Genomic DNA, 15,730 nt, shown 5'->3' with positions numbered 1-15,730 from the left:
CTAGCTCCACCTCCCCCCGCCCCGGAGCGCGCGCCGGGCGCCCCGGGGGCGCTCCGACGGTCAGCTCCACCGTGGTCCCGGGGCCGGTGCGGGGCAAGCGGAGAGCGCTCAGACCTCGGCGAACCGGGCCGCCAGCTCCGCCTCGTCGGTGAGGAACCAGAGCTGCCGGCCGCGGTTGCTCTCCCGGACGAAGTCGCGCAGCGGGTCGCTCGCCGCGACGTGGTCGGCGATGTCGCCGAGGACCACCAGGCCGACGCGGTAGTTGACGAACTTCTGCACGATGCCGCCGGCGACCCGGGTGCGCAGCGCGAAGAAGTCCGGGTGCAGCCGGGCGACGGGGACGACCACCCAGGAGGCGCCGCGGCCGAACGCGTCGCCGATCACGTCCACGGCGTCCTGCTCCTCGCGGATCGGCGCACCCTCGACGGGCAGCCGCAGGACCGTCGTGCCGTACTGCTCGGACATTGCCGTTCTCCCTGGTCGATGTGGATTCGATGCGGATCCGGTGTGACCGACGCCATCCGGCGCGGCCGGCGTCAGCGCATGGACGAGGCGCCAACGCGTGAACGGGGTCTCGGTGCGTGGACGAGGTCTCAGTGCATGGACGAGGTCATCGTGTGGACGATGCCGAGCAACGCGGCGGTGTCGGCCGGATCGCCGAGGACGACGAGCCGCAGGGTCTCCCGCTCCTCGTCGTGGACGGTCTCGACGTGCAGCGGCCAGCCGCCCTCGCGCGGGCCGGCGATCGCGGCCAGCACGGCGTTGGACAGCCGGTCCGCGGCGACCCGGTCGACGCCCTCGATCCGGACGACGGCGGACACCTCGGCGCGCCGCGGGCCGGCCCCGGGCGCGACCTCGGCGGCCGGGGCGCCGGTGAAGGCCTCCAGGTCCGCACGGGCGATCCGGTACTGCTTGCCGATCCTGGCCGCCACGAGCCGGCCGTCGCGGATGTAGCCGCGGACGGTGCGCACGTGCAGGCCGAGCAGTTCGGCCACCTGTTCCACCGAGTAGTACTGCGCCACCTGCGACCATCCTCTCGAACGTCCCCATCCGCAGGAAACATACCATCAGATAGGGATGTTTACGTAATGATAGGGAGTGGTTTAGTCCACCCGGGTGACCCGGCCGTCAGGAGTCCGTCAACGCACCACCCCATTCGGTCAACGCCGCGTCAGGACCGGCGACGCCCGGCGGAACCCGGCCTAGCGTCGAAGCAGCAGTTCCGGCAGGCACCACCACCCCACCCGGGAGCACCCGCATGGCCCGCGTCGTCTGGCACGTTCCGGTCACCGTCTCCAGTACCGGCACCACCACCGCCCTCCGCCTCTTCCGCCTGCGCGACGGCCGCCGCTGCGCCGTCGGCTTCTCCAGCCCCGAGTCGCTCGCCGCCCTCCTCGGGCCGGACCAGACCTTCACCGAACTCGGCGAGCCCGCCCTGCGCGCGCTCACCGCCCCGCTCGGCGTCGACACCCTCGTCCTCGACCCGCGCCTGGTCGCCCCGCCCGTCACCGAACCCGCCTCCCCGCTCACCCCCGCCCCGACCGCACAGCTCCAGCACCGGTGACCGCCCTCCATCTGGTCCCCGAGGATCCGGACCCCGAACCGGAACCACCCGAGCCGGCCCGGGCGCTGCACGCGCTCGCCCGGGTCAGCTACGGGCCGGTCCCGCTCGACTTCGACCGGCTGGCGGCCGAGCACCCGGCCGTCCAGGGCGGACTCTCCCTCGCCGGCGACGCCGACCTGGAGCTCCGCCTCGCCTGCACCGGCCCGGAGGAACTGCGGGCGGTCGCCACCGCCCTGCAGCGCGCCGGGGCCGCCAAGGTCCGGATCGACCTGGTGCTGCGCGCCCTCACCCCCAGGCCGGTGACCCTCCGACCGGTGCCCTAGAGATCGCGCCGGAAGCCCCTACTCGCGGGCCAGGGTCGCGATCGCGGCGAGCAGCAGCGCCGAGCCGGCCAGCAGGCCCGCGGTGAGCGGTTCGCCGAGGAACACCACTCCCATCACGGCCGCCGTCGCCGGTTCCCACAGGACCAGCACGGCGGCCGTGGTGCCGGGGACGACGCTCAGGCCGGTGAAGTACCAGCGGTAGGCGAGCAGCGTCGGCACCGTCCCGAGGAACAGCATCGCGCCCCACGTCACCGCCGGGTTCCCCGCGTTCGGCAGCAGGCCCTGGACGGCGGCCAGCGGCAGCAGGCAGAGCAGGCCGGTGGTGAACGCGCCCGCGCTGGCACGCGCCGAACCGCCGCCCCGGGCCCACAGGGTCAGCCCGCTCTGCCCGGCACCCGCCAGCACCGCCAGCGCGACCCCCAGGGCCGGACGCGGCCCGGCCGCCGGGGCGGCCACCAGCAGCACGAGGCCGCCCAGCGCCAGCCCGACGGCGACGACCGCCCGGCCGCCGAGGCGCTCGCCCAGCAGGACGTGCCCGCCGAGGCTGGTCAGCACCGGACCGGCGCCGATCGTGATCAGCGTGCCCAGCCCCAGGCCCGCGTACTGCACCGAGCCGAAGTAGGCGCACTGGCTGACGGCCAGGCCGAGCCCGGTCAGGACGGCGGCGCCCCGCCCGGTGCCGTGCCGGTCCCGGGAGGGCAGCAGGGCCAGGCAGAGCGCCGCGACGGCGAAGCGCCAGAACGAGACGGCGACCGGGCCGAGGCCACTGGTCCGCAGCAGCAGGGCGGCCACGGCGCCGCCCACGCCCCAGGCGACGGCGGCGGCCGAGATGGACAACAGGCCGTGCCGGAAGGGCACGGCGGTGTACGAGGTCATGCGTCGGTACTCCACGATGAGATGCCGGATGAGGTCCGCGGGGTACGCGGGCGGCAACCAGCGCCCCGGTGGCGGCGGCTACGGCCGCCCGGCCGGGGTGGGTGTGGAGTGCGCCGCCCGCTAGCGGACCGGCGGCGGCAGGATCACGTGACGCATGACGGTCAGCCTACGCCCCCGCCCCACCCCCGCCCCACCCCCGGCCGGACAGCGCCGGACAGGCGCCAGGGCCTCGTCCCGCCCCGGCCCGATGGTGATCTTTCCTTCTTCCGCGGCCGCGACGTACCGTCGAGCCCAGACGTGACGCACCCGGCGCGAGGAGCAGGCGCGATGGACCGATTGACGTACGACGAGGTCAAGGCCGCCGGTGAGCGGATCGCCGGGAGGGTGCGGCCGGTCGCGGTCGCCCCCGGGGACGACCGCGGGCGGATCTGGCTGGCGCTGGAGTTCCTTCAGCACACCGGCAGCTTCAAGGCGCGCGGTGCGCAGAACTTCCTGCTCGCGCACGCCGAGGCGGGCACCCTCCCGGAGGCCGGGGTCACCATCGCCTCGGGCGGCAACGCCGGACTGGCCTGCGCCTGGGCGGCGCGCGAACTCGGCGTCCGCGCCACGGTGTTCCTGCCCGAGACGGCCTCCCCGGTGAAGCTGGCGCGGCTGCGCTCGTACGGCGCCGAGGTGCGGCTGGTCGGCCGGGAGTACGCGGAGGCGCTGGCGGCCTGCGAGGAGTTCGCGGCGGCCGGCGGGGCGCTGGCCTCGCACGCCTACGACCACCCCCTGATCGCCGCCGGCGCGGGCACCGTGCTGGAGGAGATCCGGGCCCGGGTCCCCGGGCTGGACACGGTGGTGGTGTCGGTCGGCGGCGGCGGGCTGTTCGCCGGGGTGGCCGTCGCGGCCCGCGAGCACGGCGTGCGGGTGGTCGCGGTGGAGCCGGAGGGCAGCCGGGCGCTGCACGCCGCCCTGGCCGCCGGCCACCCCGTCGACGTCCCGGTCTCCTCCGTGGCCCAGGACGCCCTCGGCGCCCGCCGCGCCACCGCCCTCGCCGTCCACGCCGCCCGCCACGAGGGCGTCCGGTCCGTCCTGGTCGACGACGAGGCCATCGTGCGCGCCCGCCGCCGGCTCTGGGAGGACCACCGCATCGCCGTCGAGTACGCGGCCTCCACCGCCCTGGCGGCCCTCGACCACGCGGAGGGCGAGCGGGTCGCCGTCCTGCTCTGCGGCGCCAACACCGACCCGTCCGACCTGGCCGCGCCCTGATCGGCGACCACCCGGACGACGCCTTCGGCACCGGCACCGGCCGGATCCACCGTCAAGCATGAGGACCTGCCCACCGGTTGGGAGACCGGCGGGCAGGTCCCGTTGTCGGACACGCGCTACAGGCTCAGCACCGTCCGCAGGGCCGCGGCGACCTCCGCCTCCGGGTCGTCCGCCGCGCCCGTGGAGCGCCAGGCGACGAAGCCGTCCGGCCGGACCAGCACCGCGCCGGCCGGGCCGATCCCGTGCAGTTCCGCGAAGTCCGCGCCCGGCTCCGGCGCCAGGTCGTCCTCGGCGCCGCCGCCGATCCGGTAGGCGTCCAGCGGGACGGCCAGCCGGTCGGCCGCCCGCCGCGCGCCGGTCTGCCAGGCCGCGCCCTCGGGGCCGGTGAGCAGCACCATCGCCTGCTCGTACAGGTCCACCGTGGACAGCCGCACGCCCGCCCGCAGCAGCCACTGGTGCGGGGCGCGGCTGCCCGGCTCCCCGGCCGACTCGAACTTCTCGGGGACGACCGCTCCCGCCGGGTCCGTCCCGGTCACCGCGCCCACCGGGTAGCGGTAGCCGAGCGCCACCGCGAGCACCCCGGCCTGCCGCCCGGTGCCCGGCACCACCGCGTACCCGGGGTGGCTGTGCTCGGCCGAGCGGGCCGAGGCGCGCTCGCCGGTCACCTGCGCGACCGGGCGGCGCTCCTGCCCGTACGTCTCCAGCAGCGCCGGCCCGGCCCAGCCGCACAGCACCGCGGCGAGCTTCCAGGCCAGGTTGTGCGCGTCCTGGATGCCGGTGTTGGAGCCGAACGCGCCGGTCGGCGACATCTCGTGCGCCGAGTCCCCGGCGAGGAAGACCCGCCCGGCGCCGTACCGCTCGGCCACCCGTTCGGCGGCGTGCCAGGGCGCCCGGCCGGTCACCTCGACGTCGAGATCCGGCAGGCCGACGGCGGTGCGGATGTGCCGCGCGCAGCGCTCGTCGGTGAACGCCTCCAGCGGCTCGCCGTGCTCGGGGTGCCAGGGCGCGTGGAAGACCCACTCCGTCTGGTTGTCCACCGGCAGCAGCGCGCCGTCCGCCTCCGGGTTGGTCAGGTAGCAGGCGATGAAGTGCCGGTCCCCGACGACGTCGGCCAGCCGCTTGGCGCGGAAGGTGATGCTCACGTTGTGGAACAGCTCGCCCTGGCCGCTCTGGCCGATGCCCAGGCGCTCGCGGGCCGGGCTGCGCGGGCCGTCCGCCGCGATCAGGTAGTCCGAGCGCACCCGGCGCTCCTCGCCGGTCTCCCGGCTGCGCAGCACCGAGGTGACGCCCTCGGCGTCCTGCTCGAAGGAGACCAGCTCGGCGTTGAAGCGGACGTCGCCGCCGAGGTCGCGGGCGGCGCGCAGCAGCACCGGCTCCAGGTCGTTCTGGCTGCACAGGCACCACGAGCTGGGGCTGAACCGGGCGAGCCGCCCGCCGGGGTCGATCTCCCGGAACAGCCACTCCTGCTCGGAGCCGGTCAGCGAGGGCGCCTGGAGGATGCCGTGGTTCGGGGCGAGGACCGACGCCGCCTCGCGGATCGCCGGCTCGATCCCGGCCACCCGGTACAGCTCCATCGTGCGGACGTTGTTGCCTCGGCCACGCGGGTGATGCGAGGTGTCGGCGTGCTTCTCGACCAGCAGGTGCCTGACACCCAGTCGGCCGAGGAAGAGCGAGGCCGACAGCCCGACCAGCGACCCGCCCACGATCAGGACCGGCACCCGGTCGTCAACCTTCGGATTCATCAATTGCTCCACCCTGTAAGGGGATTCAGCGGACCGGCGACGGGGATCGGGGCCGGCCTCGACGGGGCCGCACAGCCCGGGGCCCCGCTCTTCCATCCCCCGCCCGAGGGTGCTTGTGCCGCCTCTTCCCCCGGATGGCCCGCAAATATCGCGGGACCCCGATACGCCGCTCACGATCGACCTCAGGCCTGGCGCCGACCGACCGGGCCGATCGCCGTCGCACCGCCCCCAAGCCGGGAGCACCCGCCGGACGCAGCCCACCACGGCCCGCAACGTGCGGCCCAGAGCAGAAAGTGGATCATGACAACTCTGTCCGAACCGCAACGGAAGCAGCAGGCCGACTCCGACACCCGGCTCCGGGTGGTACTGATGCTGGAGATCCAGGACGGCGCCCAGCAGCGCTTCCTCGACGTCTACGAGCAGCTGCGCCACCAGGTGGCCTCGGTGCCCGGCCATGTCAGCGATCAGCTGTGCCAGTCGATCAACGACCCCCGCCAGTGGCTGATCACCAGCGAGTGGGAGGACCAGGACACCTTCCTGGAGTGGGTGGACAGCCCCGCCCACCGCGAGATGGTCAAGCCGATGCACGGCTGCGTCAGCGACAACTTCCGCTCGCTGCGCTACGGCATCCTGCGCGAGACCTCGGCGGCCGGCTCCACCGGCACCCGGGCCCCGCTGGAGGTCCCGCCCGGCCTGCCGCGCACCGAGCCCGCCGGGCACGTCGGCCCGCCGAAGGCCGAGCCCGGCCCGGACGGCGTCGTCCGGCACGCGCTCACCTTCACGGTCAAGCCCGGCAGCGAGCCCGAGGTGGCCCGGATCCTGTCCGGCTACGCCTCGCCCCGGGCCGAGGTGGACGAGCACACCAGGCTGCGCCGCACCTCGCTGTTCATGCACGGCAACCGGGTGGTCCGGGCCGTCGAGGTGGTCGGCAACCTCGGGGACGCGCTGCGCCACGTGGCGATGCAGCCGGAGGTGCGGGCCGTCGAGGAGGCGATCAACCCGTACCTGGAGGAGGCCCGCCAACTGGGCGACCCGCAGGCCGCACGCGCCTTCTTCGCCCGGGCCGCGCTGCCCGCAAAGCACCAGGCGATCGCCAGCTCCCCGACCTCCGCCCGGCTGCACCGGCACGCCGTGCTGTACCCCGTCCGCCCGGGCGAGGGGCAGACCGTCGCCGAGCTGCTCGCCGACTACGACAACCTCGCCACCGCCGACCCGACCGGCCCGGTCGCGGCCAGCACCGTGTTCCACCGGGCGGACGTGGTGGTGCGCCTGGTCGACCTGCGGGTGCCGGCCGAGGCCGACCCGGCGGCCGCCCTCGGCGTGGCGGGCGACCAGGAGGCCGCCGCACTCGGCCGGCTGCTCGACCTCGGTTCGCAGGGCGACCTGCGCACCGCCGACGGGCTCGCCGCCGTCCTGGCCGCCCGCGCCATGAACCCGGTCACCGACCGCAGCTCGCAGGACAACTGAAGAACCAGCCACATCTCTCGGAGGAAAACACCATGACCACGCAGTACCCACGGATCGTGCACGTCGACGAGGCACCGGAGAACCGTCGGCGCGGCGGCGACCTGCGCGCCATGCTCACCCCGACCACCTGCGGGGCGACCAGCGGGTTCATGGGGCTGGCGATCGTCCAGCCCGGCGAGCGGATCGGCGAGCACTACCACCCGTACTCCGAGGAGTTCGTGTTCGTGGTCTGCGGCGACCTGGAGGTGGACCTGGACGGCGAGAGCCGTCCGATCAAGCCCAACCAGGGCCTGATGATCCCGATCAACATGCGCCACCGCTTCCGCAACGTCGGCGGCACCGAGGCCCGGATGGTGTTCCACCTCGGCCCGCTCGCCCCCCGCCCCGAACTCGGCCACGTGGACACCGAGGAGACCGGCGCCGCCGGCCCGCCGGAACACGCCAAGGTGGCCTCGTGACCCGGCGCGTCGCCGTCACCGGGATCGGCGTCGTCGCGCCCGGCGGGGTCGGGGTCCCGGCGTTCTGGGAGCTCCTCACCACCGGCCGCACCGCCACCCGGGGCATCACGCTCTTCGACCCCACCGGGTTCCGCTCCCGGATCGCCGCCGAGGTCGACTTCGACCCGGCGGCCCACGGGCTGAGCCCGGCGGACGTCCAACGGGCCGACCGCTACGTGCAGTTCGCGATGGTCGCGGCGGACGAGGCGATCGCCGACGCGGGCCTGGACCTGGCCGCCGAGGATCCGTGGCGGGTCGCCGTCTCGCTCGGCACCGCCGTCGGCGGCACCACCCGGCTGGAGCACGACTACGCCCTGGTCAGCGCCGGTGGCGCCCGCTGGGACGTCGACCACCACCGGGCCGAACCGCAGCTGCACCGGGCCTTCGCGCCCAGCACGCTGGCCTCCGCGGTCGCCGAACGCACCGGCGCGCACGGCCCGGTGCAGACCGTCTCCACCGGCTGCACCTCCGGCCTCGACGCGATCGGCTACGGCTTCCAGGCCGTCGAGGAGGGGCGCGCCGACATCTGCATCGCCGGCGCCTCCGACTCCCCGATCTCGCCGATCACCGTCGCCTGCTTCGACGCCATCAAGGCCACCAGCGAACGCAACGACGACCCGGAGCACGCCTCCAGACCCTTCGACGCCCACCGGGACGGCTTCGTCCTCGGCGAGGGCGGCGCCGTCCTGGTGCTGGAGGAACTGGAGCACGCCCGCCGCCGCGGCGCCCGGATCTACGGCGAGCTCGGCGGCTTCGCCACCTTCGGCAACGCCTACCACATGACCGGCCTCACCCAGGAGGGGCTGGAGATGTCCCGGGCGATCGACGACGCGCTCGCCCACGCCCGGGTGGACCGCACCGACGTCGGCTACGTCAACGCGCACGGTTCGGGCACCAAGCAGAACGACCGGCACGAGACCGCCGCCGTCAAGCGCTCGCTCGGCGCCCACGCCTACCGGACGCCGATGAGCTCCATCAAGTCGATGGTCGGACACTCGCTCGGCGCGATCGGCGCCATCGAGGTGGTCGCCTGCACCCTCGCGCTGGCCCACGGCGTGGTGCCGCCGACCGCCAACTACGAGACTCCGGACCCGGAGTGCGACCTCGACTACGTGCCGCGCACCGCGCGCGAGCTGCCGCTGAGCCACATCCTCTCGGTCGGCAGCGGATTCGGCGGATTCCAGTCCGCCGTCGTGCTCAACAGAACGGGGTGAGTGTCATGACGTCACGTCAGCAGGGCCGCCGGGCGGTGGTCACCGGCCTCGGCGTGGTGGCGCCGAACGGCGTTGGGGCCGACGCCTTCTGGAAGGCCACCAGGCAGGGCGTGAGCGTCCTCGACCGGATCACCCGCGAGGGCTGCGACGGGCTGCCGCTGCGCGTCGCCGGCCAGGTGCGGGACTTCGACCCGCGGGCCGCGATCGACAGTCGGTACCTGGTGCAGACCGACCGGTTCACGCACTACGCGATGGCCGCCGCCGACCTGGCGGTGGCGGACGCCGGATTCCACCCCGACCCCGAACAGCCCTTCGCGGTCGGGGTGGTGACCGCGGCCGGCTCCGGCGGCGGCGAGTTCGGCCAGCGCGAGCTCCAGCAGCTCTGGGGCCAGGGGCCGCAGTTCGTCGGCCCCTACCAGTCCATCGCCTGGTTCTACGCGGCCAGCACCGGCCAGATCTCGATCCGCGGCGGCTACAAGGGCCCGTGCGGGGTGGTCGCCAGCGACGAGGCCGGCGGCCTGGACGCGCTCGCGCACGCCGCCCGCACGATCGAACGCGGCACCGACGCGGTGGTGGCCGGCGCCGCCGAGGCACCGCTGGCGCCGTACTCGATGGTCTGCCAGCTCGGTTACCCCGAGGTCAGCCTCGCCGATCGGCCCGACCGGGCCTACCTGCCGTTCACCGCGCAGGCCTGCGGCTTCGCCCCCGCCGAGGGCGGCGCGATGCTGCTGCTGGAGGACGAGCAGGCGGCCCGGCGGCGCGGTGCCGCCGTCCGGGCCCACCTGGCCGGACACGGCTCCACCTTCACCGGGGCCTCCCGCTGGGAGGAGTCCCGCGAGGGGCTGGCCGCCGCGATCCGCATCGCCCTGGACGCGGCCAGGATCGCACCCGAGGAGATCGACGTGGTCTTCGCGGACGCGCTCGGCGTCCCGGCCGCCGACCGGGCCGAGGCGCTCGCGCTGGCCGACGCGCTCGGCCCGGCCGCCGAACGCGTCCCGGTCACCGCTCCCAAGTCCGGTACCGGACGGGCCTACTGCGGCGCGCCGCTGCTGGACGTCGCGGCCGCCGTCCTGGCCATGGAGGACGGCGTGCTGCCCCCCACCCCGAACGTCACCGAGGTCAGCCACGACCTCGCCCTGGTGACCGGCCGTGCCCGCCCGGCCGAACTGCGCACCGCACTGGTGCTCAGCCGCGGGCTGATGGGCTCCAACTCCGCGCTGGTGCTCCGGCGCGGGGACCGGCCCTGAAACCGCACCCGCAATTCCACCGAAGGGACACTCCGTGAGCAACACCCTCAGCTATCCCGAGCTGGCCGCCCTGATCCAGGCCCGGGCCGGCGTCACCGTCGACCCGCTCCACCTGGAGCGCCCGGGCGCGCAGTTCGACGAGTTCGGCGTCGACTCGCTCGGCCTGCTCGGCGTCGTCGGCGAGCTGGAGAACCGGCACGGCCTCAAGGTCACCTCGGGCGCCGAGTCCGCCAAGACCCCGGCCGAGTTCCTGGAGCTCGTCAACACCTCCCTCTCCCTCTCCCCGAAAGCTGGTGCCTGAGATGCCCGGACACACCGACAACGAGATCGTCATCGCCGCCCCGCTCGACCTGGTCTGGGAGATCACCAACGACCTGGAGAACTGGCCGGACCTCTTCAGCGAGTACGCCTCGGTGGACGTGCTGGAGCGCGACGGCGACAGCGTCCGCTTCCGGCTCACCATGCACCCCGACGAGAACGGCCAGGTGTGGAGCTGGGTCTCCGAGCGCACCACCGACAAGTCCTCGCTCGCGGTACGCGCCCGCCGGGTCGAGCCCGGCCCGTTCGAGTTCATGGACATCCGCTGGGAGTACGCGGAGGTCCCGGCCGGGACGAAGATGCGCTGGGTCCAGGACTTCGCGATGAAGCCCACCGCCCCGGTCGACGACAACGGCATGGTCAACCACATCAACCGCAACTCGCGGATCCAGCTGGAGCTGATCCGCGAGAAGGTCGAGAAGCGGGCGGCGGAGCGGTGAGCGGGATGCACCGCGCCCTGATCGTCGCCCGGATGAAGCCGGAGGCCGCACCGGACATCGCCGAGGTGTTCGCCGCGTCCGACCAGGGCGAACTGCCACACCTGATCGGCGTCACCGGCCGCAGCCTGTTCCAGTTCGGCGACGTCTACCTGCACCTCATCGAGGCCGAACGCCCGCCGGGCCCGGCCGTCGCCAAAGTCATCGGCCACCCGGAGTTCCGGTCCGTCAGTGACCAGTTGACCGCCTTCGTCCAGGCCTACGACCCTGCCACCTGGCGCGAGCCGAAGGACGCGATGGCGCGCGAGTTCTACCGCTGGGACCGCTGACCACAGCCGTCCCGCTCGTCCTGGGCCCGCCCCCGGCCATCCGCCGGGGGCGGGCCCACGCGCGTGTCCGGCCGGCGTGGCGTGGGTGTGATCCGGCCCGGCCCGACCCGATTCGACCCAACTCGACCCAGCCCAGCCCGGCTCGACCCGACCCGATTCGGCCCGGTTCGACTCAACTCGACCCGACTCGACCCGGCCCGCCGCTAATCCGATTCACCCGGTTCACCAGCGGCGCCCGGGTGAAGACGCTCGGAACTCCACCCGAATCGAGCACAGTGCGTACCCAAGTCGCCACTCTCCGGTGGCGGCGGACGCTGCGGTGGTTGACGGTGAATCAGACGCAGTTCCCACGAACTCCCTTGTCCGGCGCCGTGCCGGCGGTCGCGGGCCTGCGTATCGGAAGGATCATCCTCATGCGTTCTGCACGCACGCTGCTCGCCGGGGCGGCTGTCGCCGCCGTTCTGACCGCCGGTACCCCCATGGCCTTCGCTGACGGCTTCACCGACCAGGCGAAGAGCCTCACCTCGCAGGACCAGGCCGACCGCGGCGACGAGCACGGTCGCGGCGACGACCGCGGCGACGACCGGGGCGGCGACGAGCACGGTCGCGGCGACGACCGGGGCGACGAGCACGGCCGGGGCGACGACCGGGGCGACGAGCACGGCCGGGGCGAGGGCCGCGGCGACGAGCACGGTCGCGGCGAGGGCCGCGGCGACGAGCACGGTCGCGGCGAGGGCCGCGGCGACGAGCACGGCCGGGGCGAGGGCCGCGGCGACGAGCACGGCCGGGGCGAGGGCCGCGGCGACGAGCACGGTCGCGGCGAGGGCCGCGGCGACGAGCACGGTCGCGGCGAGGGCCGCGGCGGCGAGCACGGCCGGGGCGAGGGCCCGCGCGGCGGCGTGCACGCCGGCGGTGGCGGCCTGGCGCTGGCCGACAACGGCATGACGCTGTCCGGTGGCGGGCTCGCCTCCGGCGCCGTCCTGCTGGTCGGCGGGCTCGGGGCCGGCGCGTACGCGCTGCGCCGCAACCGCCGCAACTCCGGCGCCACCATCTGACGTCCGGCATCTGACGCCGCCCCCACGCGCCTCCCCACCAGGCGGCGCGCACGGGGGCGGCGGGTCGTTTCAGACCTTTTCGGGCCGTCGCGGGCCCGGCAGCGCATGGGAATGGAGAAGAGGAGCGATGGGCGGTCCCGTCCCTGGAATGTCCCGACTGCTGCGCACAGGCATCGGTGCGGCGGCGGTCGGTCTGCTGCTGATCTACAACTCGGTCGACACCACGCCGAGAACCAACTCGGTGTCCGGCGTGACCCTTCCCCGGGTGACCGTCGCGCCGGCCGTCCCCGGCCCGTCCGCACCGGCCACCGCCCCCGCGGAGGCCACCACGGAGGCCACCGCGGACCCGGACCCCGCGGCACCTGACCCCGCGGCACCTGACCCCGCGGCACCGGTGCTGGGCCGCGCCGACCCGACCCGGCTGCTGATCCCGCAGATCGCGGTCGACGCCCCGTTCACCGAGCTGACGCTCGATCCGGCGGGCCAGCTCGCCGCGCCGCCGCCGGACGACGACAACCTGGTCGGCTGGTACCGGGACGGCGTCTCCCCCGGCGAGGCCGGCAGCTCGGTGATCGCCGGGCACGTGGACACCACCACGGGCCCGGCGGTGTTCCTGCAGCTGAGCATGCTGCAGCCGGACAACAAGGTCGAGGTGGCCCGAGCCGACGGCACGGTCGCCGTGTTCTCGGTGGACTCGGTGGAGGCCTTCGCCAAGGACGCCTTCCCGGACGAGAAGGTGTACGGCCAGACGCCCGACGCCCAGCTACGGCTGATCACCTGCGGCGGCGCGTACGACAAGGAGCAGCGGGAATACCCGGACAACGTGGTGGTCTTCGCGCACCTGGAGTCCTCGCACCCAGCCTGACCGGCAATGCGAACGACCGCCGCCCCCCAACTCCCGGGGGGACGGCGGTCGTTCGCGTGAGGCCGGCGATCAGCCGCGCACGGTGGCCTCGAAGGCGTGCAGGTAGGGGTTGACCGGGTGGACCTCCGCGACGTCCAGTCCGGCGTCCTCCATCAGCCGCACCAGGCTCTCCTTGGAGTGCTTGGCGCCGCCGACGTTGAGCAGCAGCATCAGGTCCATCGCGGTGGTGAAGCGCATCGACGGGCTGTCGTCGACCAGGTTCTCCACCACCACGACGCGGGCGCCGGGCCGGGCCGCGGCGACCACGTTGGCGAGGGTACGGCGGGTGCTCTCGTCGTCCCACTCCAGGATGTTCTTGATGATGTAGAGGTCCGCGCGGACCGGGATCTCCACCCGGCAGTCGCCGGGCACCAGCCGGGCGCGGGCCGAGAAGGCGCCGCCGTCCTGGAGCCGGGGTTCGGCGCCGGCGACCACCTTGGGCAGGTCGAGCAGGGTGCCGTGCAGCGCCGGGTGCTTCTCCAGCAGGCTGGCCAGCACGTGCCCCTGGCCGCCGCCGATGTCCACCACCGAGTCGACGCCGGTGAGGTCCAGGTACTCGGCGAGGTCGTGGGCGGACTGCCGGCTGGAGGTGGTCATCGCCTTGTCGAAGACCTTCGCGGAGTCGCCCGCGTCGCTGTGCAGGTAGTCGAAGAACTCCTTGCCGAACAGCTCGGGGAAGACGTTGCGGCCGGAGCGGACCGCCTCGTCCAGCTTGGGCCAGGCCTCCCAGGTCCACGGCTCGGTGCACCAGAGGGAGATGTAGCGCAGCGAGTTGGGGGCGTCCTCGCGCAGCAGGCGGGACATCTCGGTGTGCTCGAAACGGTCGTCGGAGGTCTCGGAGAAGATGCCGTAGCAGGTGAGCGCGCGCAGCAGGCGGCGCAGCGACGGCGGCTCGATGTCGAGGGCGGCGGCGAGTTCGGTGACGCTGGTCGGGGTGTCGCCGAGCACGTCGGCGACGCCGAGCCGGGCGGCCGCGCGGACGGCGGCGGCGCAGGCGGCGCCGAAGACGAGCTCGCGCAGGCGCATCGCGGCCTGGGGAGTGGGGGGCGGTGCGATGGTCATGGGAGGTCTTCCTTGTCGACGGGGGCGGGGGTGCCGGGGGCGCGTGCTGGGTTCGGGTGTGCCGGGGGCGGGCGCTGCGGCTCAGCAGCGGCCGGACGGCTCGGATCGCGCGCAGCTGTTGCGGGCGAACGCGTTCTCGCCGGTGTCGCGGTCGGCGATGTCGGCCGGGCTGTTGCCGCTCAGGTGGTTGTCGGCGACGGTGTTGCGGGCGTTGGCGACGCCGACGGCGCTCTTGGAGAGGACGATCCCGCCGGAGAAGTCCGAGCTGCCGACGTTGTCGTGGACCTCGTTGTCGGTGACCCGGGTGTCCTCGACCCCGGTGAGCACGATGCCCGCGCCCTGGATGGCGCCCAGACGCGGGTTGGCCGGGCAGAACATGTTGTTGGCGACGACCCGGTTGTGCCGCACGTCGAGGTCCCCGGCCCGGGGCACGCCCTCGTCGCCGACCACGAAGACGCCGCCGCAGTTGCCGCGGATCTCGTTGTCCTGGACGGCCAGCCCGCGCAGGCGGCGGACGGTGACGCCGACCCGGTTCTCGGTCAGTTCGTTGCCCTCCACGACGGTGCCCCCGGTGTCGGGCGCGCCGCCCTCGCGGTAGGCGTAGTTGGCGAGGAAGACGCCGGACTGGCCGTTGCGGATCGAGCGGTTGCCGACGATCCGGGCCCGGGTGGAGATCTCCTGGCTGATGCCCTGCTGGGCGTTGTCGTGGACGTAGGTGTCGCGCACGGTCAGGCCGGTGGTGCCGCTGGCGTCGATGCCGTTCTTGCGGAAGCCGGTGACGGCGAGGGTCTCGATGGTGACGTCCGACAGCGGGGCCGCCTCGGTGCCGTCCACGCAGAGGCCGTGTCCGGCGGTGGCGCAGGCGTTCTCGGTACCGTCCCCGGGGGTGATCACGCTGTCCGCGCCGGCGCCGCGCAGGGTGAGGCCGGGGGTGGTGATGCGGACGCTGCCGGGGTAGGTGCCGGCGAGCAGTTGGACGGTGTCGCCGGGGCGGGCAGCGTCGACGGCCTGCTGAATCGACTCGCCCGGCAGGACGACGTGCAGGAACTCGGCGGCCTGGGCCGCGGGCGCGGCGGCCAGGGTGGCGAGGACGGTGGTCAGGGCGGTCGCGGCGGCGGTGGCCGCGGCGAAGTGGTGGACCCGTCGCGTGGGCATGAGTGGTGACCTGTTCTTTCCGGCGCGCTCGCGGGTGTGCGGCCGGAGCCTGCCGGGCGGCGCGCTAGGTACGCGGTGTCTGTTCTTACGCGGTGTGCGTGGGGGGTGACGGCCGGTGGGTGCGGCCGAGTCGACGCTATGGGCCACCGGGTGGGCCCGCCACCAGGGCTGGGCTGCGGGACTGACGGGGCGTCGGCCGGTCGTGGGACGGCCCGGCGTGGCGCGTGCGGCGCGGCCCGCTCCGACCCGGTCCGCACGACGCTCCCTCGCGCCGCCCCGGACACCGCGG

Annotated in this window: 18 protein-coding genes; 12 read left to right on the top strand and 6 right to left on the bottom strand. The window is 74.4% G+C overall.

Annotation, left to right across the window (positions count from 1 at the left end; all coding sequences use genetic code 11):
* Positions 1–108: 108 nt before the first annotated feature.
* The gene (locus tag ACIPLC_RS17955; RefSeq protein WP_400473945.1) at positions 109–465 is read right to left on the bottom strand and encodes a DUF4180 domain-containing protein; all 357 of its coding nucleotides are present in this window, start codon (positions 463–465) and stop codon (positions 109–111) included.
* Between the two features lie 128 nt (positions 466–593).
* On the bottom strand, positions 594–1,022 hold the full coding sequence (locus ACIPLC_RS17950; protein ID WP_400473944.1) for a helix-turn-helix domain-containing protein: 429 nt from the start codon (positions 1,020–1,022) through the stop codon (positions 594–596).
* Positions 1,023–1,258: 236 nt separating this feature from the next.
* Here ACIPLC_RS17950 and ACIPLC_RS17945 point away from each other — a divergent pair, with 236 nt between their 5' ends.
* Both ACIPLC_RS17945 and ACIPLC_RS17940 read left to right on the top strand, forming a co-directional pair.
* Positions 1,259–1,564 carry an SAV_915 family protein gene (locus ACIPLC_RS17945; RefSeq protein WP_400473943.1) on the top strand — a complete coding sequence of 102 codons (306 nt, stop codon included), beginning with the start codon at positions 1,259–1,261 and terminating at the stop codon, positions 1,562–1,564.
* Complete coding sequence (locus ACIPLC_RS17940) at positions 1,561–1,887, top strand: hypothetical protein (protein WP_400473942.1); 327 nt, start codon at positions 1,561–1,563, stop codon at positions 1,885–1,887. Before ACIPLC_RS17945 ends, ACIPLC_RS17940 begins: the two co-directional genes overlap by 4 nt.
* An 18-nt stretch (positions 1,888–1,905) precedes the next feature.
* Here the strand turns inward: ACIPLC_RS17940 and ACIPLC_RS17935 are convergent, their stop codons facing one another.
* Positions 1,906–2,763 carry a DMT family transporter gene (locus tag ACIPLC_RS17935; RefSeq protein WP_400473941.1) on the bottom strand — a complete coding sequence of 286 codons (858 nt, stop codon included), beginning with the start codon at positions 2,761–2,763 and terminating at the stop codon, positions 1,906–1,908.
* Between the two features lie 327 nt (positions 2,764–3,090).
* Here ACIPLC_RS17935 and ACIPLC_RS17930 point away from each other — a divergent pair, with 327 nt between their 5' ends.
* On the top strand, positions 3,091–4,014 hold the full coding sequence (locus ACIPLC_RS17930; RefSeq protein ID WP_400473940.1) for a serine/threonine dehydratase: 924 nt from the start codon (positions 3,091–3,093) through the stop codon (positions 4,012–4,014).
* A 116-nt stretch (positions 4,015–4,130) separates the two neighbouring features.
* Here the strand turns inward: ACIPLC_RS17930 and ACIPLC_RS17925 are convergent, their stop codons facing one another.
* Positions 4,131–5,756, bottom strand: coding sequence for an FAD-dependent oxidoreductase (locus ACIPLC_RS17925; RefSeq protein WP_400473939.1), 1,626 nt, complete (start codon positions 5,754–5,756; stop codon positions 4,131–4,133).
* Positions 5,757–6,056: 300 nt separating this feature from the next.
* Here ACIPLC_RS17925 and ACIPLC_RS17920 point away from each other — a divergent pair, with 300 nt between their 5' ends.
* The 9 genes from ACIPLC_RS17920 (at position 6,057) to ACIPLC_RS17880 (ending at position 13,185) form a co-directional block, all read left to right on the top strand.
* Positions 6,057–7,223, top strand: coding sequence for a SchA/CurD-like domain-containing protein (locus ACIPLC_RS17920; protein ID WP_400473938.1), 1,167 nt, complete (start codon positions 6,057–6,059; stop codon positions 7,221–7,223).
* Positions 7,224–7,255: 32 nt separating this feature from the next.
* On the top strand, positions 7,256–7,681 hold the full coding sequence (locus ACIPLC_RS17915) for a cupin domain-containing protein (RefSeq protein ID WP_400473937.1): 426 nt from the start codon (positions 7,256–7,258) through the stop codon (positions 7,679–7,681).
* Positions 7,678–8,934: a beta-ketoacyl-[acyl-carrier-protein] synthase family protein gene (locus ACIPLC_RS17910; RefSeq protein ID WP_400473936.1), complete on the top strand. Its 1,257-nt coding sequence runs from the start codon at positions 7,678–7,680 to the stop codon at positions 8,932–8,934. The genes ACIPLC_RS17915 and ACIPLC_RS17910 overlap by 4 nt, the downstream gene beginning before the upstream one ends.
* Positions 8,935–8,939: 5 nt before the next feature.
* Positions 8,940–10,181 carry a beta-ketoacyl synthase N-terminal-like domain-containing protein gene (locus ACIPLC_RS17905; protein WP_400473935.1) on the top strand — a complete coding sequence of 414 codons (1,242 nt, stop codon included), beginning with the start codon at positions 8,940–8,942 and terminating at the stop codon, positions 10,179–10,181.
* Between the two features lie 34 nt (positions 10,182–10,215).
* Positions 10,216–10,482 carry an acyl carrier protein gene (locus ACIPLC_RS17900; protein WP_400473934.1) on the top strand — a complete coding sequence of 89 codons (267 nt, stop codon included), beginning with the start codon at positions 10,216–10,218 and terminating at the stop codon, positions 10,480–10,482.
* A 1-nt stretch (position 10,483) separates the two neighbouring features.
* Positions 10,484–10,939 (top strand): SRPBCC family protein, encoded by a 456-nt coding sequence (locus tag ACIPLC_RS17895; RefSeq protein ID WP_400473933.1) that lies wholly within the window; start codon positions 10,484–10,486, stop codon positions 10,937–10,939.
* A gap of 5 nt (positions 10,940–10,944) precedes the next feature.
* Positions 10,945–11,265 (top strand): TcmI family type II polyketide cyclase, encoded by a 321-nt coding sequence (locus ACIPLC_RS17890; protein WP_400474000.1) that lies wholly within the window; start codon positions 10,945–10,947, stop codon positions 11,263–11,265.
* Positions 11,266–11,678: 413 nt separating this feature from the next.
* Positions 11,679–12,320 (top strand): hypothetical protein, encoded by a 642-nt coding sequence (locus ACIPLC_RS17885; RefSeq protein WP_400473932.1) that lies wholly within the window; start codon positions 11,679–11,681, stop codon positions 12,318–12,320.
* Positions 12,321–12,468: 148 nt separating this feature from the next.
* Positions 12,469–13,185, top strand: coding sequence for a class F sortase (locus tag ACIPLC_RS17880; RefSeq protein WP_400473931.1), 717 nt, complete (start codon positions 12,469–12,471; stop codon positions 13,183–13,185).
* Between the two features lie 69 nt (positions 13,186–13,254).
* Here the strand turns inward: ACIPLC_RS17880 and ACIPLC_RS17875 are convergent, their stop codons facing one another.
* Together ACIPLC_RS17875 and ACIPLC_RS17870 are read right to left on the bottom strand one after the other, a co-directional pair.
* A complete protein-coding gene (locus ACIPLC_RS17875; RefSeq protein ID WP_400473930.1) occupies positions 13,255–14,286 on the bottom strand; it encodes a methyltransferase in 1,032 nt (343 codons plus the stop codon).
* An 81-nt stretch (positions 14,287–14,367) separates the two neighbouring features.
* Positions 14,368–15,441, bottom strand: a complete 1,074-nt coding sequence (locus ACIPLC_RS17870) for a nitrous oxide reductase family maturation protein NosD (RefSeq protein ID WP_400473929.1) — start codon at positions 15,439–15,441, stop codon at positions 14,368–14,370.
* Positions 15,442–15,730: the final 289 nt, after the last annotated feature.

The organism is Kitasatospora sp. NPDC086801, from assembly GCF_044745805.1.
Lineage (GTDB): Bacteria > Actinomycetota > Actinomycetes > Streptomycetales > Streptomycetaceae > Kitasatospora.
This window is presented reverse-complemented; position numbering and strand designations above follow the sequence as displayed.

Bases quoted from the DNA above. Each gene is read 5' to 3' on its own strand.
- ACIPLC_RS17905 (WP_400473935.1), top strand. From the start codon at position 8,940: ATGACGTCACGTCAGCAGGGCCGCCGGGCGGTGGTCACCGGCCTCGGC.
- ACIPLC_RS17955 (WP_400473945.1), bottom strand. From the start codon at position 465: ATGTCCGAGCAGTACGGCACGACGGTCCTGCGGCTGCCCGTCGAGGGT.
- ACIPLC_RS17915 (WP_400473937.1), top strand. From the start codon at position 7,256: ATGACCACGCAGTACCCACGGATCGTGCACGTCGACGAGGCACCGGAG.
- ACIPLC_RS17930 (WP_400473940.1), top strand. From the start codon at position 3,091: ATGGACCGATTGACGTACGACGAGGTCAAGGCCGCCGGTGAGCGGATC.
- ACIPLC_RS17895 (WP_400473933.1), top strand. From the start codon at position 10,484: ATGCCCGGACACACCGACAACGAGATCGTCATCGCCGCCCCGCTCGAC.
- ACIPLC_RS17945 (WP_400473943.1), top strand. From the start codon at position 1,259: ATGGCCCGCGTCGTCTGGCACGTTCCGGTCACCGTCTCCAGTACCGGC.
- ACIPLC_RS17925 (WP_400473939.1), bottom strand. From the start codon at position 5,756: ATGAATCCGAAGGTTGACGACCGGGTGCCGGTCCTGATCGTGGGCGGG.
- ACIPLC_RS17880 (WP_400473931.1), top strand. From the start codon at position 12,469: ATGTCCCGACTGCTGCGCACAGGCATCGGTGCGGCGGCGGTCGGTCTG.
- ACIPLC_RS17870 (WP_400473929.1), bottom strand. From the start codon at position 15,441: ATGCCCACGCGACGGGTCCACCACTTCGCCGCGGCCACCGCCGCCGCG.
- ACIPLC_RS17885 (WP_400473932.1), top strand. From the start codon at position 11,679: ATGCGTTCTGCACGCACGCTGCTCGCCGGGGCGGCTGTCGCCGCCGTT.
- ACIPLC_RS17890 (WP_400474000.1), top strand. From the start codon at position 10,945: ATGCACCGCGCCCTGATCGTCGCCCGGATGAAGCCGGAGGCCGCACCG.
- ACIPLC_RS17875 (WP_400473930.1), bottom strand. From the start codon at position 14,286: ATGACCATCGCACCGCCCCCCACTCCCCAGGCCGCGATGCGCCTGCGC.
- ACIPLC_RS17935 (WP_400473941.1), bottom strand. From the start codon at position 2,763: ATGACCTCGTACACCGCCGTGCCCTTCCGGCACGGCCTGTTGTCCATC.
- ACIPLC_RS17920 (WP_400473938.1), top strand. From the start codon at position 6,057: ATGACAACTCTGTCCGAACCGCAACGGAAGCAGCAGGCCGACTCCGAC.